A 20,642-nucleotide genomic window follows, 5' to 3' on the forward strand; every position below is an offset into this window, starting at 1 on the left:
GCCGGCGCCAAGACAGGCGATCGGGGGACGAGCCGCGCTCATCGATCAAAACCTCCGCGCAGCAGCGTCTGCAGTTGGTCGCGGCCGAGCCCGCCGAGACCGAGACTTGCCAGCGTACGCCCGCCCTTGAAAAAGTCCTCGCCGCAGATTGCGCCGCCGACGGCGAGAAAGGCCCTTGCCAGCGGCGTCGCGACGCCAGCCAGTTCGGCCACCGAAACTAACAACGACAGGCCGAGCCGCAAATCTTCCCGCATATAGCGATGTTCTCTGAGCACGATCCGCTCGCGCCAGTCGCCGGAATCGGTCAGGCGATCATGCGAGCCGCGGCCATACATCCATTGCTCGCCTTCGGTCGCGTAATGATGCGCCAGCGGAAAATGCGGACCGCCATAGCCCAAACCTTCGCGCACGGCGATGCGCTCGGCGTCAAGCGCGTCGGTGACGCGGCGGATCGCGGCCTGGGTGCCTTCCTTGTGAATGTCCCAGCGCTCGAAATGTTCGATCGGGCCGGCATTCATGACGATCAGCGGCGGATGGATGATCGGCCCGGCATTCATCAGCGCTCCCGACAGCGCGTCGCCGCACGGTTCGATCACGCCGGGAAAGGCCCTTCCGGTCACGTCGAGGGCGTGGTTCGCGCTTTTCAACGGAAATACACCGACCGGCAGCCGCTTGGCGCGGATGGTGATGGCGACTTCTAACGGGCCATGCTTGCGCGTCAGCCATGGCAGCGTGCCGGTCTCGGCAAAGCTCACGCTGGCGCGATTGCCAGCCTCATGGGTGGCTTTCGCGAAGATCATCGAGCCGAATGTGGCCGGCGGCAGGAATACCACCTGTCCGTCGCGCAGATGCGGCGCGAGCAGGTTTGCGATATCGGGCTGCGCGAAGGCCGGGGCAGGGCACAGGATCAGTTCGGCGTTGCCGACGGCTTCGGCGATGTCAGTCGTTACCAAGGCCAGCCGTACGTCGTGTTGGCCATTTGAGTCCTTCAGAATGATGCGCGAGCCCGCGGCGCGATGCGCTGTGACCTGAGCCACATCACGCCGCCACAGCCTGACGTCATGGCCCTGCAGCGCAAAATCGCCCGCGGCTGCGAACGAGCCGTTGCCGCCGCCGAGCACCGCGATCTTCAAGACGCCCCTCCTTGTGCGCGCGCGGGCGCATCGAGCCGCCGCAGCACGAAATGCTGGACCTTGCCGAGAGCGGTCCGCGGCAGGTCGTCGACGAAAACGATCTCACGCGGCACCTTGAAGCGGGCGAGCTGCGTCAGCACATGCGCCTTCAAATTCTCCGCCTCCACCGAACATCCTGCCCGCCTGATGACGTAGGCTACCGGCACCTCATCCCATCTCGGATCGGGGCGGCCGATCACGGCGCACTCCACGACCTCGGGATGCTCCAGCAGCACGCGCTCGACTTCCGCCGGATAGATGTTCTCGCCGCCGGAAATGATCAGGTTCTTTTTGCGGTCGTGCACCCAAAAATAACCGTCTGCGTCGCGCAGCCCGATGTCGCCGGTGCGATACCAGCCGTCGTGCAGCGCCTCCCGCGTCGCCTGCTCGTTGCCCCAATATTCGCAGAATACGTTAGGGCCTCGCACGACGATCTCGCCCGGCGTGTTCGGCGGCAATTCATTCCCGTCGTCATCTACCACTGCGGCGTCGCAACACAGGCCGCGAAGGCCAGTCGAGCCGAGGCGCGAAAGATCGCCGCCGCGGCGAGTGTAAACCGCGATTGGACAGGTTTCGGTCGAGCCGTAGACCTGAAGCACCGGCACGCCGCGTGCGACAAAGCGCTCGATCAGATGCGGCGGCACGATGGTCGATCCGGTCGAGACCGCCTTCAGCGAGGACAGGTCGGTCGAGGCCCAGTCGGGATGGTCGGTCACCGCCTGAATGATCGCGGGCACCAGCACCGTTAAGGTCGGCCGCTCGCGCGCGATCGTAGCGAGCGTCGTTTCCGGCGTGAAGCGCGAATGGATCGTCACCATCGCACCAAAGTGCAGCGCCGGCGTGGTCTGAATGTTAAGGCCGCCGACATGGAAGAAGGGCAGCACGGTAAGCACGTGGTCATCCGAGGTGAGGCCGTGCATGTGCTGGCTCATCACGGCGTTCCACAACAGCGCTTGCTGTCGCAGCACCGCGCCCTTCGGCCTTCCGGTCGTGCCGGAGGTATAGACGATCAGGAGCGGATAACTGAGATCGGCATCCGGATTTCGGCCGTCGCCGCGCGCCTGGGCCAGCAGCGCATCGAATGTGCGCCCGCGCGGCGGCGTGAAATCGAGGCCTACGATGCTGGCCAAGGGCAAGCTCTTTTCCAGCGCGGGTAGGATCTCCGCAAAAGCCTGTTCGAGCACCAGCACCTTGATCGAGGCGTCCGACAGGATGAACGATTGTTCAGCTACCGCCAGCCGCCAGTTCAGCGGCACCAGCATGGCGCCGAGCCGGGCACAGGCATAGAGCAATACGAGATAGTCAGGCCGGTTCAGGCTGAGGATCGCGACGCGATCGCCGCGGCTGACCCCGCACTCGGCTTTCAGTGCACGCGCGGTTTGCTCAATGCGCGCAGCGAAATCCGCGTAGGTAAGAGTCTCACCTTCAAAAATGGTCGCGGTCTTGAACGGCGTGAACGCCGCATTCCGTTCGATGAGATCGGAAAGGTCCATTTTCGAGCTAGTCGTCCGTCTCGCCGGTCTCGTACAGCGCCTCGCGGCCGATGCGGTCGAGACAGAGTTCGGCGGTCCATGGCAGCATCAGCGATCCGCAGCGGCTGTCGCGATAGATGCGCTCCAAGGCTAACGATTTCAGCATCGCCTGGCCGCCGCAGGTGCGGATCGCCAGTGTCGCGATCTCGTTGGCGCCCTCCATCGCGGAATATTGCGCGGCGTAGGCGCGCAGCACCTGCTCCTTGGTCGGGTTGGCGCAGGCTTCGGTGACCGCCTGAAACCAGATCGCCTTGATCTGCTCCAGCTTGATCTGCATCTGTGCCACCGCGATCTGCTTGGTCGGATACATCCGCCGCTTGACCGGCGGCGTGCCGCGCACCTCGCCGCGCAGATAGCGCACGGTGAAATCATATGCCGCCTGCGCCAGGCCGACATAGGTCGGCGACAGCGTCAGGAACATATGCGGCCAACGCATCGCCGCCTGAAAATAGACGCCGCGCGGCATCAGCGCCGCATCTTCCGGCACGAATACATCCTTGAACAGAAGTGTGCGTGACACTGTGCCGCGCATGCCCAGCGGATCCCAGTCGCCGACCACCGAGACGCCATCGGCCTTGGCCGGCACCGCGAGGTAGAGCGTGTTGCGGCGGGAGGCTTTTTCCCCCTCCACGATTTCGGTGCAAAGCGCGCCGTAATAGTCCGCGTGACCCGAAAGCGAGGCAAAGATCTTCTTGCCGTTGACCAGCCAACCGCCCTTGACCGGTTTGGCCTCGGTGCCGAACGCGACCCCGCCGGCGGCGGCTGCGCCGCCTTCCGAGAACGGCTGCGAATAAATCGCACCCTCCTCGACGATGCGCTTGTAATGCAGGGCGCGCCGGCGCTCGTGTTCGGCGCGGGTAGCGGCATTCATGTCGAGATCGTCTGCCAGCGGGCCGGACCACAGCGTCGAGCAGACATGCATGTTCCAGGTTAGCGCGGTCGCGCCGCAATAGCGGCCGATCTCGGCGGCAGCGATGGCATAGGTCTGGTAGCCGGCGCCGAGGCCGCCGTGTTTTTTGGGGATGGCGATGCCGAGCAGCCCCGCGCGATGCAGATCCCGGTAATTCTCGATCGGGAATTTTGCTTCGCGATCGTAAGCGGCCGCGCGGCCGGCGAACACGCTTTGGCCAAGCTCGCGTGCGGTCGCGATAATCCCTGCCTGTTCGTCGTTGAGCCGGAACGCATCCGAGGCAAAGATCGGGGCATCCAGATTGATCGCATCGATCGCAGTCGCGGTTTTGCTGGCTTGCACCGTCATCATGCCGTCACTTGGGTTGAAGCCGCATGGGCTTTCAGGAATTGATCGAGCACTGCGTTGAACGCATCGGCGCGTTCGAGATTGGCGAGATGGCCGACACCTTCGAGTTCAACGTAGCTTGCGGATGGAATATAGCTCGCCATCTTCGCCATCATCGCCGCCGGCGCGTTGTTGTCCTTTGAGCCCGACAGCAGCAGCGTCGGCACCGAGATGTTTTTCAGCGCGCCGCGCAGATCGAATCCCATCAACGCCAGCATGGTGGCGCGATAGGTCGCCTCGGGAACCGCGGCCATGCAATCGCGCGCAAGCTCCATCCCGCTGGGATCAGGGTTGTCGCCGGCCAGTTCTTTCACCAGCGACGGCGCCAGCGAGGCCAGCGTTTCGCCGCGATCGAGCGGGCCGAGCCGCGCCGCGATAAAGGATTTCTGCCAGTCGCCGTCGGGTTTGCCGAACGCCGGGCTCGTCTGCGCAAGCACGACGGCGGCGGCGATGCGCGCATTCTTCGCCAGCAATTGCTGCACGATCATGCCGCCGATCGAATGCCCGACCAGAATGGGTTTTGTAGCGCCGACCGCTTGCAGGAAATCCTGCAAGGCATCGGCAAATCCGGGAATGCTGAATTGTGCCGGCGGCGCCGAGCCGCCATAGCCCGGCATGTCCCAAGCGATGGTGCGATAACGATCGCTGAAGGTTTCCAACTGGCCGCGCCATGCCCGCGCCGCGCCGCCGATGCCATGCAGGAACACCAGCGGCGGTGATGCGGCGTTGCCGGCGGCCTCATAGCTGAAGCGGCTATCGCTGGTTTTCATGGGCGCGGGTTGAGGCACGCCGGACCTCCTGTCTTCACTGACTTGCGGATGCTAACAGGACCGCGATAGATGGAAAGAGATATTTTATATTTAAAGCAATTTTTCCGATCGGCGGACATCGAGCCGCCTGATCAGTCATTGGCCTCCGGAGGCAGGAAGTTCACTTCATGCTCGGCGGAGATGCGGACGATTTCCGCGACATCCGAAAGATTGTGCAACTGGTTGAACAGCGCTTCGAGTTTTTGCGTCGGCGACACCCAGAACAACGCCCTCGCCGGCTTGTCCGATTTGTTGAAATAACCGTGTGGAATGCCGCGGGGCAGCCGAACCAGGTCGCCGGCGCTGGCCTGTACCCAGACGCCATCCAGCTTGAGGTCCAGCATGCCGTCCTGAACCAGAATGAATTCATCCTGGGTGGGATGAATATGGACCGGGACAAACTGGCCGGGATCGCTGTTGGTCTCGAACGCGAAGGTCGAGTCCGTCACCGCCTTCGGGAAATAGACCTGCCCGAGGATATTCCAGGTCTTGCCGGAATATCCCGTTCCGTTCCGCGTGATGCCTTTTTCAAGCGCTGCCATGATACCCGTCCTCCTGATTGTTAACGCGACGCTACCTTTGGCGATTGATCTGTCAAGCAAAGAGAGCGCATTTCTTGCAAAAGCTTGAAGTTTAAAATATATGCAAGGCCATGCGTCGATGAGTTCACTCGGGGAGGCCAGCGCATGTCCGGACTGCCGCGTTCCTCGCATGCGCTCGTCACCGGCGGCGGGCGGGGCATCGGCCGCGCGGTCGCGTCCGCGCTGGTGCAGGCCGGAGCAACGGTCACGGTGCTCGGCCGCCATCGTGCCACGCTGGATGAGGCCATTGCCGCCGGCGCCGCGCATTTTGCAGGCGTGGCCGATGTCGCGGATCAGGCCGCTGTGAATGCGGCCTTGGCGGAAGCATCGGCGCGACAGCCGATCGATATTCTCATCGCAAACGCCGGCGCCGCGGAATCCGCGCCGTTCGCAAAATCCGATGCGGCGCTGTTCCGGCGGATGATGGATGTGAACTTCATGGGCGTGGTTCATGCGGTCCAGGCCGCGTTGCCGGCGATGAGGGACCGGCCGCACGGCCGCATTGTCGCGGTCGCATCGACCGCCGGTCTCAAGGGCTATGCCTATGTCAGTGCCTATAGCGCGGCGAAGCACGCCGTTGTCGGTCTTGTGCGCTCGCTGGCGCTGGAGCTCGCCAGCACGCGCGTGACGGTCAATGCGGTATGTCCGGGGTTCACCGATACCGACCTGCTCGCCGGCAGCATCGACAACATCATGAAGAAGACCGGCCGCAGCCATGAGCAGGCGGTCGCTGAGCTTGCCCGGCATAATCCGCAAGGCCGCCTCGTGACCCCTGCCGAAGTCGCCGATACCGTGCTTTGGTTGTGCGGCGAGGGCGCCGGCGCGATCACCGGACAGGCCATCGCAGTTGCGGGCGGCGAGGTTTAGGGTGCGTGCGTAGCCCATATTTAAAACCGTCATTGCGAGCCAACGGGTCCACGCAAGGCGCGGCCCGATGACAGGCTCCGCGAAGCAATCCAGCTTCGCAACACGAAAGCTGGATTGCTTCGTCGCGGAGTTTATCATAGGGCCGGCCGAAGGCCGGACCCGTTGGCTCCTCGCAATGACAATAATTGAAAGGGAGATCCCATGAGCACCCCAGCCAATCCCGTCACGCTGCCGCTGTCGCAGTATGCGCCCAAACATTTCCTGTTGGCGGTGGCAGACGGCGTCGCGACGGTGACGCTGAACCGCCCGGAGCGAAAGAATCCGCTGACATTTGAAAGTTACCGGGAATTGACGGATTTCTTCCGCGCCTGCGCGTTTGACGATGACGTCAAGACCATTGTTGTGACCGGCGCCGGCGGCAATTTTTCTTCCGGCGGCGATGTGTTCGAGATCATTGGGCCGCTGGTGAAGATGGACACCAAAGGCCTCACCGCCTTTGCGCGGATGACCGGCGATCTCGTCAAGGCGATGCGGGCCTGTCCGCAACCGATCATCGCGGCCGTCGAGGGCATCTGCGCCGGCGCCGGCGCGATCGTCGCGATGGCCTCCGACATGCGCCTTGCCGCCACCGGCGCCAAGGTCGCGTTCCTGTTCAACAAAGTGGGGCTTGCCGGCTGCGACATGGGGGCGTGCGCGATCCTGCCGCGCATCATCGGGCAATCGCGCGCCTCCGAATTGCTTTATACCGGCCGCTTCATGACCGCGGAGGAGGGCGAGCGCTGGGGGTTTTTCAGCCGTATCGTGGCGCCCGAACAGGTGTTGCCGCAGGCGCAGTCTCTGGCAAAAGAGATTACCGCGGGGCCAACCTTCGCCAACACCATGACCAAGCGGATGTTGGCGATGGAATGGGCGATGTCGGTCGAAGAGGCGATCGAGGCGGAAGCGGTCGCGCAGGCGCTGTGCATGACAACGGCCGATTTCGCCCGTGCGTTCGAGGCGTTTTCGAACAAGGCAAAGCCGGTATTTCAGGGTAATTGAGGGGGCGCGAACCGGCGAACGGGTCTTGCCGGAAAATTGTTTTAGGTTTAAAACAATTAAATTGGTCCCGCTTTGCCGGAGGCTTTGATGAAGATTGCGATCATCGGTGGCGGACCGGCCGGTCTCTATTCCGCGATCCTGCTCAAAAAGCAGCGGCCGGAGGCCGAGATCACGGTCTATGAGCGCAACCGCGCCGATGACACCTTCGGCTTCGGCGTGGTGTTTTCCGACGCCACCCTCGACAATTTCGAAAAATACGATCCTCCGAGCTATCGCCGCATCACCCGCGAGTTCGCCTATTGGGACGACATCGCCGTTCATTTCCGCGGTACGGTGCATCGGGTCGGCGGCAACGGCTTTTGCGGCTGCTCGCGCCGCACACTGCTGTTGATCCTGCAGGAGCGCGCGCGCGAGCTCGGCGTCAGCCTCAAGTTTGAGGCCGACATCGAGGACGAGGCGCGCTTCGCCGATGCCGGTCTGGTGGTGCTGGCCGACGGCATCAACAGCCGTTTTCGCGATAAGTATATCGAGCATTTCCAGCCCGAGGTCGATGTTCGCTCCAACAAGTTCGCCTGGATGGGTTCGACCCGGCCGCTCGATGCCTTCACGTTCATCTTTCAGGAAACCGAGTGGGGGCCGTTCATTGCGCACGCCTACCAATACGAGGCCGGCCGCTCGACCTGGATTTTTGAGACCGATCCCGCGACGTTCCAGCGCGCCGGGCTCGAGGGTCTGAACGAAAAGCAATCCGCCGATCGAATGGCGCAGATTTTCGGCTGGTTTATTGGTGGGCATCCGCTTCTCACCAACCGCTCGATGTGGCGCAATTTTCCGATGATCCGCAGCAAGCGCTGGGTCAAGGACAACATGGTGCTGTTGGGCGATGCCAAGGCAACCGCGCATTTCTCGATCGGCTCCGGCACCAAGCTCGCAATGGAAGACGCGATCGCGCTGGTGGACGCCATGCAGCGCGCGCCGACGGTCGAGGCGGCCTTGCAGCAATACGAGGAGGGCCGCCGCGAGGAGGTCGAGAAGACCCAGCACGCCGCCGACGTGTCGCTGGTCTGGTTCGAGCACGTCGACCGTTTCTGGGATTTTGACCCGGTGCAGTTTGCGTTCGGCGTCATGACCCGGGCCAAGGCGATCACCTACGACAATCTCACATTGCGCGCGCCCGATTTCGTCGCTGAAGTCGACAAGGCATTTGCAAAACAGGTCCGCGCCAAGGGGTTCGACGTCGATATCGCAAAACCCGTGGCGCCGATGTTCCAGCCGATGAAACTGCGCGAAATGGAGATTGCAAACCGCGCGGTGGTGTCGCCGATGTGCATGTATTCGGCCGAGGAAGGCATGCCGGGCGATTTTCATCTGGTGCATTACGGCTCGCGCGCGATCGGCGGCGCCGGGTTGATTTTCACGGAAATGACATGTGTCGGCCGCGACGCCCGCATCACGCCGGGCTGCACTGGCCTGTGGAACGACGCGCAGGAAGCCGCCTGGCGCCGCATCGTCGATTTCGTCCACACCAATTCCGCCGCAAGATTTTGCCTGCAGCTTGGACATGCCGGCCGCAAGGGCGCCACCAAGCTGATGTGGGACGGCATGGACCGTCCATTGGAGGAGGGCGGCTGGGACGTCATATCGGCCTCGCCGATCCCCTATTTTCCCGACAGTCAGGTGCCGCGCGAGATGGACCGCGCCGCGATGGACGCGGTCAAGGCGGCGTTCGTCGCCTCCACGGAGCGCGGCGAACGCTGCGGTTTCGATATGCTGGAGCTGCATTGCGCCCATGGGTATCTGCTTGCGAGTTTTATCTCGCCATTGACCAACCAGCGCATCGACGCCTACGGCGGCTCGCTTGAGAACCGCCTGCGTTTTCCGCTGGAAGTGTTCGAGGCCATGCGCTCGGCCTGGCCGGCGCATAAGCCGATGTCGGTGCGCATCTCCGCCACCGACTGGGCCGAGGGCGGCATCACCGGCGATGACGCGGTCGCGGTCGCGCGCGCCTTTGCGGAAGCCGGCGTCGATCTCGTCGACGTCTCCACGGGGCAGACCGTGCGCGACGCCCAGCCGATCTATGGCCGCATGTTCCAGACGCCGTTCTCCGATCAGGTCCGCAACGAAGCGCGCGTCGCCACCATGTGCGTCGGCAACATCACGACCGCTGACCAGGTCAATACCATCCTCGCCGCCGGCCGCGCGGATCTCGTGGCGCTCGGCAGGCCGCATCTGGTCGATCCGTCGTTCACGCTGAAAGCCGCGGCCTGGTATGGCGCGGACGGCGTGTTCTGCCCGCCGCAATATCTGCCGGGCAAGGAGCAGATTTTCCGCAACAGCGTGCGCGACCGGCAGGATTTCGACGACCTGAAAATTAAGGCTAAACCGAAGACCCGGGCCGAGCTGAAAGCCGAGGCGACAAAGCCGCTTGCGGCGGAGTGACGGACCGTGCGAGCTTAAGTCCTCGCTTGGCGTTTTGGTCGTGAACGGAGTAGCGCGATGAAGGCGATTATCGTCGGGGGTGGTATCGGGGGCCTGACCACGGCGCTGATGCTGCGCGCCCGCGGCATCGGCTGCGAAGTGTTCGAGCAGTCGGACACCATCCGCGAACTCGGCGTCGGCATCAATACGCTGCCGCATGCGATCCGCGAACTCGCCGGCCTCGGGCTGTTGCAAAAGCTCGACGAGGCAGCGATCCGCACCGACGTGCTTTATTATCTCAATCGCCATGGCCAGGAAGTGTGGAAGGAATCCCGCGGCATCGATTCCGGCCACGACGTGCCGCAATTTTCGATCCATCGCGGCAGGCTGCAGAGCGTGATCCACCGCGCGGTCGAGGAGCGGCTGGGACGGGATGCGATCCACACCGGCTGCAGGCTCGGCTCCTTCACCCAGGATGAAGGCGGCGTCACCGCATACTTCTTCGACCGCGCCGGCGGTCACACCAAAACCGTGCGCGGCGACATCCTGATCGGCGCCGACGGAATTCATTCGCGGGTGCGCGAAACGCTGTTTCCCGACGAAGGCCCGCCGTGCTGGAACGGATTGATGCTGTGGCGCGGCGCGCGCGACTGGCCGGTGTTTTTGACGGGACGTTCGATGATCGTTGCCGGCGGCCTGCATGCCAAGGTCGTGGTCTATCCGATCGCCGAAGGATCGAGCCCGGCGAGCCGCCTGACCAACTGGGCGGTGCTGGTGAAAGTGGGCGACGGCAACGCGCCGCCGCCGCGCCGCGAGGACTGGTCGCGGCCGGGCAAGCGCGAGGAATTGATGCCTCATGTCGCGCGCTTCTCGGTGCCCTATGTCGACGTGCCGAACCTGATCTCGGCGACGCCCGAATTCTACGAATATCCGACCTGCGACCGCGATCCCCTGCCATATTGGTCCAGTGGACGCGTCACGCTGCTCGGCGACGCCGCGCATCCGATGTATCCGGTCGGATCGAACGGGGCGTCGCAGGCCATTCTCGATGCGCGCTGCCTTGCGGACGCGCTGGCGCGTTCCGAGCATCCGCGGCAGGCCTTGATGGCCTATGAGCAGAAGCGTTTGCCGATGACGGCAGAGATCGTGCGATCCAACCGCCGCGGCGGCCCGGAAGGCGTCATCGACGCGGTCGAGCAGCTCGCGCCTGACGGTTTTGACAATGTGGAGAACGTGCTGAGCTATTCGCAGCGCGAGGCCATTGTGCGCGGCTATGCCAGCAAGGCCGGATTTGCCGCGGTGCCGGGATTGGCGGCGGTGCGGGCGTAACGCGCCACTTTCCTCATTGCGGGGATTCAATTTTCAAACAGCCGTCGTTTGCGACCACAGCCTCGCGATCTCGCCGCGCATTTCGCGCGAGTTTTGCTGTAGACGTTCCGCCCTCTCCAATCAGAGGGCGCAGGGAATGCCGGGCGCCCGATGCGCCCGATAGCCGCGTGTGCAATGATAGTGTGAGAGCGCACACGCGTTAGTCAGGTCACACCGGAATCACCCGGCATTCCCCGCGCAATGGTTTACGGCTTATATCGTGCTCTCCCCGGTGAACGGCTCTTTTGCCACCGTCGTTTGCGAAAGTTGGCTTCCGCGAACTTGACACCAGCACCGCGATGTCAGGACCACACGACTTCGCCGTCCGCCTCAGCGCCGTTCGTCTTCAAGCGCATCCGCGTCCACCGCATCCCGCCCCGCGGCCATGACGATCGCGTGTCGCCCCTCTGTGGGACGGGACAGCGATGGATATAGTTGTGATTTGGGGACGAGATCAACGCGGCACATTGGCACGACGGGCAAGTCACGAGCCAGCTCCGCTGATTTTCCCGCCCGGGCAAATCGGTCGACCTGTCCGCTACGACAGCACAGCCTTCATCGTCAGTTGTGATTGAACCGTGAAGTCGCGGCGTATTGGATCCTTCGCTTTCGCGGAGGATGACGAGTTGAGAATGTCGGCAGCTCTGTTCGCCGCATGAACAGCCGTCGTCGTCCCGGCCTTGAGCCGGGACCCATACGCCGTGTCGCTCGTTTTGACAGACGCTGTACAACGACTTTCGCGCAACGACTGCCGCCTGTGGTTATGAGTCCCTGCGTTCGCAGGGACGACACATAGTGTGTGGCGTGTAGCCCCGATTTCGCGTGCGCTACGTGAGGCCCGCTCACGCCGGCGGGGGCGGCAGGAAGTGGATGTTGTACTCCGCGGCCATTGCGACGACGTCCTCGGGCTTCTGCTCCTTCATGTTGTGCAGGCCCCAGAACAGGTCGTACAGCTTTTGGCTCGGCGATACCCAGAACAGCACTTTTGCCGTTTGATCCGACTTGTTGAAGATGCCGTGGGGAACGCCCATGCCGAGGCGGATCAGATCGCCCGGCGTCGCCTGCGCGTCGGCGCCGCCGAGCATGAAGTCAAGCTTTCCCTCCAGCATATAGAGATACTCATCCTGGTCGGGATGGATATGCGGCGGTACGAAGGTGCCGGGCGGCAGCGTCGCATGCCATGAGAAGGAATGATCGGTGCAGCTTTTCGGCACATAGGTCTGTCCCAAAATATTCCAGGAAATTCCCTGCATGCCTTCATTGGCCCGGGTGATACCGGTGATCTCGCTCTTCATCGCTTTGTTTCCTTAAACCCTGATTGCTCAATTACCCGGCGTGCATTCCTTGGCGTAGCGGTCGCCATAATTCTCGAACACTTTTTGCACGATCTCGGTCTGGAATTTGCCGTCCGGGCGCTTTGCCACCTTGGTCAGGTAAAAATCCTGGATCGGATAGCCGTTGGTGTTGAACTTGAAGCCGCCGCGCAGCGAAGTGAAATCGGCTTTCTTCAACGCGGCCGTCACGGCGCCCTTGTTGGAGACGTCGCCCTTGACCGCCTTCACCGCGCTGTCGATCAACAAGGCCGCATCATAGCCCTGCATGGCATAGGTGCCCGGCACGCTGTTGTAGGCGGCTTCATAGCCGGCGACGAATTTCCTGTTCTGGGGATTGTCGAGATTGGGCGCCCAGTTGGCGCCGCCGAACATGCCGACGGCGGCATCCTGCTGCGCCGGCAGCGTCGATTCATCGACGGTGAATGCCGACAGCACCGGGATTTGATCGGCGAGACCCGCTTGCTTGTATTGTTTCACCAGGCTGACGCCCATGCCGCCCGGCATGAAGGTGAACACGGCGTCAGGTTTTTGCGATGCGATTTTGGAGAGCTCGACCTGGAAATCCAGGGTGCCGAGCGGCACATAGCTCTCCTCGACGATCTCTCCCTTGTAGTCGAGCTTGAAGCCGGCGACCGAATCCTTGCCGGCCTGATAGTTCGGCACCATCACATAGACGCGCTTGTAGCCGCGGTCCTGGGCGACCTTGCCGAGGACCTCGTGCACCTGATCGTTCTGGTAGGAGGTGACATAGAAGAACGGGCTGCAGTTCTTGCCGGCGTAGCTCGACGGGCCGGCATTCGGGCTGATCAGGAAAGTTTTTGTATCCGTGACGGGCTTGTGGATCGCCTGCAGGATGTTGGAGAAGATCGGCCCGACCACGAAATCGACCTTGTCGCGCTCGAGCAGGCCTTTTACCTTTGTCACTGCGGAATCAGGCTTGAGTTCGTCGTCGGCCACCACGATCTCGACATCGCGGCCGGCCATCTTGCCGCCGAGATCCTTGACCGCGAGTGCGAAACCGTCGCGCACCTGCTGGCCCAGCGCCGCCGCCGGACCCGATAACGTCACGATCACGCCGATCTTGAGTTTTTCCTGCGCGATAGCCGGATCGATCGCGGCGCTCAGCAGAACCGCCAGCCCAGCCAACTTCGATAATTGTTTCATGACTTCTCCCCTCATCGGCGGCTTACGCCAGCCGCAATCGACGCCAACCCAGATCCGACTTTCAAGACTTGAGCTTATTCTGATGATGGCTATTGCCGCAAGCAAAGCAGCGGCAAGCCCAAACCATTCTAGAACGAGCCATGCAAGGCGCGCGCCAATTATTTGAAACCTAAAGAAATTCGGTAAAATGAGTAGCGTTTTGACTTGCAGCAACCCCCAAATTATTTGAAGGTTCAACTAGACGAGGAAACCCCCGGCAGGCTTGATTGCATCATGAACCTTGATTCCGAGACCAAGGCCGTCGAACTCCCGCACGAGCACGGCGACGAGCTCCGGTTGTGGCTTCGCCTTCTGACCTGCACCACCCTGATCGAGGGCGAGGTGCGCAGCCGGCTGCGCGAGCGGTTCGACGTCACGCTGCCCCGCTTCGACCTGATGGCGCAGCTCGACAAGGTCCCGGAGGGCATGACGCTGTCCGATGTCTCGAAGCGGATGATGGTTTCTAACGGCAACGTTACCGGCCTCGTCGAGCGCCTCGTCGAATCAGGCCATCTCGACCGCCGCACATCGGACACCGACCGGCGCGTCCAGGTGATCCGATTGACAAAAATCGGCCGCGCCGAGTTTCGCAAGATGGCCGCGGAGCATGAGACCTGGATCGCCGACCTGTTCTCGGAGCTGACGCCCAAGGACGTCCGCGAGTTGATGCGGCTGTTGGCCAAGACCAAGGGCTCCGCGCAGAAATCCGCGCAAAAGCGGGCGTTGTAGCGTCTTGGGCGCCGATATCGACTACGAGGTCGAATACAACAACCGGGCGCGGGTTCCGGAGAACCCCGCGTTGATGGCCGGCTGGGCGCGGGACGCCGCTGCCTATCGCGAGCGTCACCCGCCGCGCGTCATTCCCTATGGTCCGGGCGCGCGCAACGTCATCGATTTCTTTCCCGGCGATCGTCAGGGCCCGATTGTCGTGTTTATTCACGGCGGCTATTGGCAGGCGCTTGACGGCTCTTCTTCCAGCCATCTCGCCGCGGGGCTGAATGCGCACGGCATCAGCGTTGCCATCCCAAGCTACGATTTGTGTCCCGGCGTCACCGTCGATCGCATTATCGAGAATATGCGGAGCGCCACGCGCGAGCTGGCGCGATTGGGGCAATCCCTTGTCATCAGCGGTCATTCCGCCGGCGGACATCTTGCGGCCTGCATGCTGGCGACCGACTGGCGGGCGTTGGATCCATCGTTGCCCGAAAACCTCGTCGTTGCGGCCTACACCATTTCGGGCCTGTTCGATCTCGGCCCGCTGGTCGAAACCTCGATCAACAGAGCCTTGCAGCTTGATCACGTAACCGCGAGGGCAGTGAGCCCGTTGTTCTGGAAAGCACCGGCGCGCGGAAGTCTCGACGCGGTGGTCGGCGAAACCGAAAGCGCGGAATATTTCCGGCAAAGCAGGACCATCGTCGAGCGCTGGGGCGCGGCCGGCATCGCGACGCTGTTCGCCGTGGTTCCCGGCGCCAATCATTTTACCGCGATTGCGCCGCTTGCCGATCCGCGATCGCCGATGGTGGCGCGCCTGATGGAATTGGCGAGCCGCTAGGCTTCAGCCCGCGAGGCGGGATCAGGCTAGAGCCCGGAGAGGCCTATCAGCGGCAGCACTCTTTGCAGGATAGAAGCGGCGCAGATCAGCACCACGAGCAGCTTGAGAAGCTGTGCCAGTCGGCGGTCGGTGGCAAATTTGTCGATCGCCCAAAAACAAATGGCACCGAACACGACAATAATCAAAATGCCGATCAACGCGGAAATCATCCGAGTCCCCTTCACCACCGATTGCGACCAAGATCACCATATCGCGTGCCGCCGACGCGCGAAAGCGGCCGGTGAGGGCGTTTGGCGATCAAAGCACCTGGCCGGCGCGGACGCGGGCGGTCAACTTCCTGATGCAAAAAAGGGTTGGACTGCCTGCATGTGAGCTATTGCGCCAAATTACTTTAAGTATAAAATGTTTCGCGAGAGAGCGCTGCCGGACGCCCTGGATATTGGTCTTACGCCTTTGATCCCGAAATCGAGGGACGATGGAGACGATGAAAATGTCAGGTGGAATTAGCCTTGGAATTGAAGGCCTCGGCCCGTCGGGTCACCTCGATGATTTTTCGCGGCGAAATCTTCCGCCATCCGAGCAATGGCCACAATTGCGGCTCGACCGGCCGGAGTTTCAATACCCCGATTATCTCAACGCCGCCGTTGAATTGACCGACCGCAACGTCGAGAAGGGGTTCGGCGATCGTGTCGCGCTGATCGGCAACGGCCGCCAGCGCACCTACAAGGAGCTGGCGGACTGGTCGAACCGCCTGGCGCATGCGCTGGTGGAGAATTACGGCGTCAAGCCCGGCAACCGGGTGCTGATCCGCTCGGGCAACAATCCGGCGCTGGTCGCCGCATGGCTTGCGGCGACCAAGGCCGGCGCCGTCGTCGTCAACACCATGCCGATGCTGCGAGCCGGTGAGCTGACAAAAATCATCGACAAGGCGGAGATCGCGCTGGCGCTGACCGACAGCCGCATCGCCGACGAACTGGTCGCCTGCGCGAAGACCAGCCGGTTTCTCAAGCAGGTGGTGAATTTCGACGGCACGTCGAACCATGATGCCGAGCTCGATCGGGTGGCGCTGAGCAAGCCGGTTCGGTTCGATGCCGTCAAAACCGGCCGCGACGACGTTGCCCTTCTCGGATTTACTTCGGGCACCACGGGTGAGCCAAAGGCGACCATGCATTTCCATCGCGATCTCATGATCATTGCGGATGGCTATGCCAGGGAAGTGCTCAAGGTCACGCCGGATGATGTCTTCGTAGGCTCTCCGCCGCTGGCCTTCACGTTTGGATTGGGCGGGCTTGCGATCTTTCCGTTGCGGTTCGGCGCGACCGCGACGCTCCTGGAAAACGCGGCGCCGCCCGAGATGGTCAAGATCATCGAGACCTACAAGGCCACGATCTGCTTCACCTCGCCGACCGCGTATCGGGCGATGATGGTCGCGATGGACAAGGGCGCTGATCTGTCGTCGCTGCGTCTTGCGGTCTCCGCCGGCGAAACCTTGCCGGCGCCGGTGTTCGAGAGCTGGACCCGCAAGACCGGCAAGACCATTCTCGACGGCATCGGCAGCACGGAATTGCTGCACATCTTCATTACCAACCGGGTCGGCGACGCCGTCGGCGGGACGACCGGGCTCCCGGTGTCCGGTTACGAGGCGAAAATCGTCGACGACGACATGAACGAATTGCCGCCGGGCACCGCCGGCAAGCTTGCGGTTCGCGGGCCGACCGGATGCCGCTATCTCGCGGACAAGCGGCAATCGAACTATGTGCGTCAGGGGTGGAATCTGACCGGCGATACCTTTGTGCGCGATGCCAACGGCCGCCTGTGCTTCGTGGCGCGGTCGGACGACATGATCATCTCCTCCGGCTACAACATCGCGGGCCCCGAGATCGAGGCCTGTTTGCTGACGCATCCCGCGGTCGCCGAATGCGGCGTGGTCGGCTCGCCCGACGAGGCGCGCGGCATGATCGTCAAGGCCTATGTGGTTGTCGCACCCGGGGTCACCGCCGACGATGCGCTGACGACGGCGCTGCAGGAGCACGTCAAGCGCGAGATCGCTCCTTACAAATATCCGCGGGCGATCGAATTCGTAGCCCAATTGCCCAAGACCGAAACCGGCAAGTTGCAGCGCTTTGCGCTGCGGCAGATGGCTCAGGCTGCGGCCTCCCCGGGAATGGCGGCGGAATGAACTTTGAGATGAGGGAGAATTTTCAGTGAGCACGCAAGACGGGCCCACACTTGCGGTGCTGCCGGTTGCGAAGGGCGAGACATCGCCGGCCGCTCCGCGGGTCTTGCAGCCGAGCGGCTGGCCGGCGCCGAAAGGATACGCCAACGGCATGGCGGCCGATGGCCGCCTGGTCGTCACCGGCGGGGTGATCGGCTGGGATCATCTCGGTCATTTGCCGGACGACTTTGTCGCGCAGGTGCGCCAGACCCTGAGCAACATCTCGGCCATTCTGGCGGAAGGCGGCGCGCGGCCCGAGCATCTCGTGCGTCTGACTTGGTACGTCGTCGATATGGACGAGTATCTTTCAAACCTGAAGGCGCTCGGTCAAATCTACCGCGATATCTTCGGCGCGCATTATCCCGCGATGGCGCTGGTTCAGGTCGTGCGATTAGTCGAAAAGGCGGCGCGGGTCGAGATCGAGGCGACGGCGGTCGTGCCGCGGTAAAGGGTACTGCCGCTGTTCCGGCAGATGCTTGCTTTGTTTCCTCGAATTTTAATTTGATTCCCGACCAATACTCGTTGGTCGGGTGAATTTCCTGCGGGCTAAAGTTTATTTTAGTTTGTTCAAGCCACATCAAAATTATCTAGGCTTAGTATTCGCGCGATTGAACGAGTGAATTGGACTATGGCGGACGTGTTCGGCGAACCTTTCGGATTGGGCTCGGATTTCTCACACTCAAATGCCTTGTGAGGGGGCCGGTAGCGTCGAGAAAAGCTCGGGTGCTAAGCCGCGGGACATCGCGGCGCTTTTCTCGCTGAACTTCTTCATGGCCGACATGCAGGCCGGCGTTGCTCCGTTCCTGGGCGTATTTTTGTTGGCCCATGGTTGGGAAAGCGGCTTGATCGGTACCGTAATGACCGTTGGCGGCATCGCGGGCATGATCATGACCACGCCGGCGGGCGCGATGATCGACGCAACGACGAACAAGCGCGCCTTTGTCATTGTCCCCGGCATCTTCACTGTCATCGCCTCCGCTGTGATCCTTGTCTCGCAGAGATTTTGGATTGTTGCCGTGTCGCAGGTAGCGACCGCGATAGCAGGAGCCGCGCTCGTGCCTGCGGTCACGGGGATCACACTGGGGATCGTGCATCAGGCCGGTTTCAACAGGCAGAACGGTCGCAATCAGGCTTTCAACCACGCTGGCAATATGGTGGGCGCGGCCCTCTCGGGCCTCCTCGGATGGACGTTTGGTTTTGGCGCGGTGTTCATTTTGGCGGCTGTGTTCGGTGCGCTGTCGATTATCTCGGTATTGATCATCCCCAGGGAAGCGATTGACGATCGTGTCGCTCGGGGTTCAAGCGACGATAATAGTCAAGGGCCGCCTAGCGCGTGGCGCGTGTTGTTGGAATGCAAGCCACTTCTTGTCTTAGCTGCTGCCCTGATGCTCTTCCATTTGGGCAATGCCGCAATGCTGCCGCTCTATGGTCTGGCGGTCGTCTCCGCACAGCAAGGCAATGGCGCGGGCTTTGTGGCCCTGACGATTGTCGTAGCGCAGGCCGTCATGGTCGCCGCATCACTCGTAGCGATGCGAATGGCGGAGAAGCAAGGCTATTGGCTAGTCCTGCTCATTTCGTTTATCGCGCTGCCGGTACGCGGATTGATCGCGGCGTCGTCAATCAAATATTGGGGGGTATTTCCGGTGCAGGCGCTCGACGGCATCGGCGCCGGCTTGCAAAGCGTGGTCGTCCCGAGCCTCGTCGCTCGCATTCTGAATGGCACGGGGCGGATCAATGTCGGCCAAGGTGCCGTGATGACCGCTCAAGGCTTAGGAGCTGCGCTTAGTCCGGCGATGGGTGGCTGGCTGGCGCAGGTGTTTGGATATCCCGCAGCCCTTATGGTCCTTGGATCGATTGCCATTGGCTCAATCGCAGTCTGGCTTTCGTTCGCGTCCGTTCTCGAACCGGCATGCGCGCGAAAGCCAACGGGCGACCGCGCGGCAGTTTCAGCTGGTAGGATCGGTTTCGCTTCGCTCAACCCAACCTGTAGGTCACGGAAGGGGGACGCGGACTATCCGCAATAACGCGGCGGGACCAGGACCCAGGCGCCGTCCGGGCGCTGAACGTAGCAACCCCGCTGGTAATAATAGTAACCGCCCGGCCGCGGATCGCCTTGGGCCGCAACCGCGGCGCCGGTCGTCGCTCCAACGATCGCGCCGACCGCGGCCCCACGGCCGCCACCGACCGCGCCGCCGACGATGGCGCCGGCCGTGCCGCCGAGAATGGCGCCGCCCAGCGCGTTCTGCGCCACCGCATTTTCGCTCGGCGCAAAGGCCGCAAACGCGAGCAGCGCCGTCAGTGCGAATTTCGATATCATGTCTGTGCTCCCTGCCGTTTGCCTTTAATTCCGATACGACGTGTCGACGCGGTCGAGTTTTCGCAACAGTGCCGGCCAGGCCAGTTCGCCGTTGCGGTTAGGCAGATTGGGCCGCGGCTTCACTTTGTCGAAAGTTTTTTCCAGCACGTCCTGCGGCGGGTAGACCAATTTGGTGTTGCAGGACAGCGCCATCACCTGCACCTCGCAGGCGCGCTCCATGCGATAGAGCAAATTGAACGTCGCGGGGATGGTGCGCCCGACCACCAGCAGGCCGTGGTTGCGCAACACCATCGCCTCGTGATCGCCGAGGTCTCTCACCAGCCGTTCGCGCTCGCCGATATCGTCGGCGATGCCTTCAAAATCGTGATAGGCGATGTGGAGAAACCGCATCGAGGTCTGCGCCAGCGGCAGCAGGCCGCATTCCATCGCCGAGACCGCCATGCCTGCCGGCGTATGGGTATGCGCCACGCAGTCGACGTCGTGGCGCGCCATGTGGATGGCGCTGTGGATGACAAAGCCGGCGGCGTTGACGCCATAGTCGGAGGCATTGAAAAGCACCTTGCCGTCGAGATCGACCTTGATCAGGCAGGACGCGTCGATCTCCTCGTAGAGCATTCCGTATGGATTGATCAGGAAATGATCATGCGAGCCGGGGACGCGGCATGAGATGTGGTTGGCGATCATCTCGGTCATGCCGTACAGCGCGGTGAGGCGATAGCAGGCGGCGAGGTCGACGCGGGTTTGCCACTCCTCCGCGCTGACCTGTTCGCGGACCGATTTTACCACTTTGATCGCAGGGGAATTCACGGGAGGGGTCATGGGGCGGCTCCGTTAAATGCGGCCTGATCGAGGAAGGCTAAAGGATACCTGCAACTCCGGTTGCGCCGCAAGGCGGGCCTACAAGCTGGCATTGCAACGCAGCCATCGCCGAAGCGCCGC

19 protein-coding genes are annotated in these 20,642 nt (G+C 62.4%); 9 read left to right on the top strand and 10 right to left on the bottom strand.

The genetic code is table 11. The annotated features are described in order from the left end of the window. Positions 1 to 38: 38 nt before the first annotated feature. The 5 genes from B5526_RS29140 to B5526_RS29160 all read right to left on the bottom strand — a co-directional run bounded on the left by B5526_RS29140 (position 39) and on the right by B5526_RS29160 (position 5,352). Positions 39 to 1,133, bottom strand: coding sequence for an NAD/NADP-dependent octopine/nopaline dehydrogenase family protein (locus B5526_RS29140; RefSeq protein WP_079543221.1), 1,095 nt, complete (start codon positions 1,131 to 1,133; stop codon positions 39 to 41). Next, positions 1,130 to 2,665: a class I adenylate-forming enzyme family protein gene (locus B5526_RS29145; RefSeq protein WP_079543222.1), complete on the bottom strand. Its 1,536-nt coding sequence runs from the start codon at positions 2,663 to 2,665 to the stop codon at positions 1,130 to 1,132. Before B5526_RS29145 ends, B5526_RS29140 begins: the two co-directional genes overlap by 4 nt. A 7-nt stretch (positions 2,666 to 2,672) precedes the next feature. Continuing rightward, complete coding sequence (locus B5526_RS29150; protein ID WP_079545552.1) at positions 2,673 to 3,962, bottom strand: acyl-CoA dehydrogenase family protein; 1,290 nt, start codon at positions 3,960 to 3,962, stop codon at positions 2,673 to 2,675. Continuing rightward, on the bottom strand, positions 3,962 to 4,789 hold the full coding sequence (locus B5526_RS29155) for an alpha/beta fold hydrolase (protein ID WP_154071514.1): 828 nt from the start codon (positions 4,787 to 4,789) through the stop codon (positions 3,962 to 3,964). The genes B5526_RS29150 and B5526_RS29155 overlap by 1 nt, the downstream gene beginning before the upstream one ends. Positions 4,790 to 4,902: 113 nt before the next feature. After that, complete coding sequence (locus tag B5526_RS29160) at positions 4,903 to 5,352, bottom strand: cupin domain-containing protein (RefSeq protein WP_079543224.1); 450 nt, start codon at positions 5,350 to 5,352, stop codon at positions 4,903 to 4,905. A 144-nt stretch (positions 5,353 to 5,496) separates the two neighbouring features. Here B5526_RS29160 and B5526_RS29165 point away from each other — a divergent pair, with 144 nt between their 5' ends. The 4 genes from B5526_RS29165 (at position 5,497) to B5526_RS29180 (ending at position 11,043) form a co-directional block, all read left to right on the top strand. Then, complete coding sequence (locus B5526_RS29165; protein WP_079543225.1) at positions 5,497 to 6,258, top strand: SDR family NAD(P)-dependent oxidoreductase; 762 nt, start codon at positions 5,497 to 5,499, stop codon at positions 6,256 to 6,258. Between the two features lie 201 nt (positions 6,259 to 6,459). Next, positions 6,460 to 7,296 carry an enoyl-CoA hydratase family protein gene (locus B5526_RS29170; protein WP_079543226.1) on the top strand — a complete coding sequence of 279 codons (837 nt, stop codon included), beginning with the start codon at positions 6,460 to 6,462 and terminating at the stop codon, positions 7,294 to 7,296. 87 nt (positions 7,297 to 7,383) lie between these two features. Beyond that, positions 7,384 to 9,735: a bifunctional salicylyl-CoA 5-hydroxylase/oxidoreductase gene (locus B5526_RS29175; protein ID WP_079543227.1), complete on the top strand. Its 2,352-nt coding sequence runs from the start codon at positions 7,384 to 7,386 to the stop codon at positions 9,733 to 9,735. Between the two features lie 57 nt (positions 9,736 to 9,792). Further along, complete coding sequence (locus B5526_RS29180) at positions 9,793 to 11,043, top strand: flavin-dependent oxidoreductase (protein WP_079543228.1); 1,251 nt, start codon at positions 9,793 to 9,795, stop codon at positions 11,041 to 11,043. Between the two features lie 881 nt (positions 11,044 to 11,924). Here B5526_RS29180 and B5526_RS29185 read toward each other — a convergent pair. Beyond that, positions 11,925 to 12,377, bottom strand: coding sequence for a cupin domain-containing protein (locus tag B5526_RS29185; RefSeq protein WP_079543229.1), 453 nt, complete (start codon positions 12,375 to 12,377; stop codon positions 11,925 to 11,927). 27 nt (positions 12,378 to 12,404) lie between these two features. Further along, positions 12,405 to 13,580: an ABC transporter substrate-binding protein gene (locus B5526_RS29190; RefSeq protein WP_079543230.1), complete on the bottom strand. Its 1,176-nt coding sequence runs from the start codon at positions 13,578 to 13,580 to the stop codon at positions 12,405 to 12,407. Positions 13,581 to 13,853: 273 nt separating this feature from the next. Between B5526_RS29190 and B5526_RS29195 the strand changes: the two genes are divergently transcribed. Both B5526_RS29195 and B5526_RS29200 read left to right on the top strand, forming a co-directional pair. Further along, the gene (locus B5526_RS29195) at positions 13,854 to 14,348 is read left to right on the top strand and encodes a MarR family winged helix-turn-helix transcriptional regulator (RefSeq protein WP_079543231.1); all 495 of its coding nucleotides are present in this window, start codon (positions 13,854 to 13,856) and stop codon (positions 14,346 to 14,348) included. Between the two features lie 4 nt (positions 14,349 to 14,352). Next, entirely contained in the window at positions 14,353 to 15,171 is an 819-nt protein-coding gene (locus B5526_RS29200) for an alpha/beta hydrolase (protein WP_244562089.1), read from the top strand. Positions 15,172 to 15,197: 26 nt separating this feature from the next. Here the strand turns inward: B5526_RS29200 and B5526_RS29205 are convergent, their stop codons facing one another. Beyond that, a complete protein-coding gene (locus B5526_RS29205; protein WP_079543232.1) occupies positions 15,198 to 15,380 on the bottom strand; it encodes a hypothetical protein in 183 nt (60 codons plus the stop codon). Positions 15,381 to 15,661: 281 nt separating this feature from the next. On the opposite strand from B5526_RS29205, the gene B5526_RS29210 reads away from it, so the two are divergent. The 3 genes from B5526_RS29210 (at position 15,662) to B5526_RS29220 (ending at position 19,410) form a co-directional block, all read left to right on the top strand. Beyond that, positions 15,662 to 17,350 (top strand): benzoate-CoA ligase family protein, encoded by a 1,689-nt coding sequence (locus B5526_RS29210; RefSeq protein ID WP_154071515.1) that lies wholly within the window; start codon positions 15,662 to 15,664, stop codon positions 17,348 to 17,350. A 25-nt stretch (positions 17,351 to 17,375) separates the two neighbouring features. Beyond that, positions 17,376 to 17,834, top strand: a complete 459-nt coding sequence (locus B5526_RS29215) for a RidA family protein (RefSeq protein ID WP_079543233.1) — start codon at positions 17,376 to 17,378, stop codon at positions 17,832 to 17,834. A 322-nt stretch (positions 17,835 to 18,156) separates the two neighbouring features. Next, the gene (locus tag B5526_RS29220; RefSeq protein WP_079545558.1) at positions 18,157 to 19,410 is read left to right on the top strand and encodes an MFS transporter; all 1,254 of its coding nucleotides are present in this window, start codon (positions 18,157 to 18,159) and stop codon (positions 19,408 to 19,410) included. Here B5526_RS29220 and B5526_RS29225 read toward each other — a convergent pair. After that, positions 19,398 to 19,703, bottom strand: coding sequence for a glycine zipper domain-containing protein (locus B5526_RS29225; protein WP_079543234.1), 306 nt, complete (start codon positions 19,701 to 19,703; stop codon positions 19,398 to 19,400). The two genes, B5526_RS29220 and B5526_RS29225, sit on opposite strands and share 13 nt — an antisense overlap. A 24-nt stretch (positions 19,704 to 19,727) precedes the next feature. Further along, the gene (locus B5526_RS29230; protein WP_079543235.1) at positions 19,728 to 20,522 is read right to left on the bottom strand and encodes a class II aldolase/adducin family protein; all 795 of its coding nucleotides are present in this window, start codon (positions 20,520 to 20,522) and stop codon (positions 19,728 to 19,730) included. Between the last annotated feature and the right edge of the window lie 120 nt (positions 20,523 to 20,642).

Source organism: Bradyrhizobium lablabi (assembly GCF_900141755.1).
In the GTDB taxonomy this organism is placed as follows: Bacteria; Pseudomonadota; Alphaproteobacteria; order Rhizobiales; family Xanthobacteraceae; genus Bradyrhizobium; species Bradyrhizobium lablabi_A.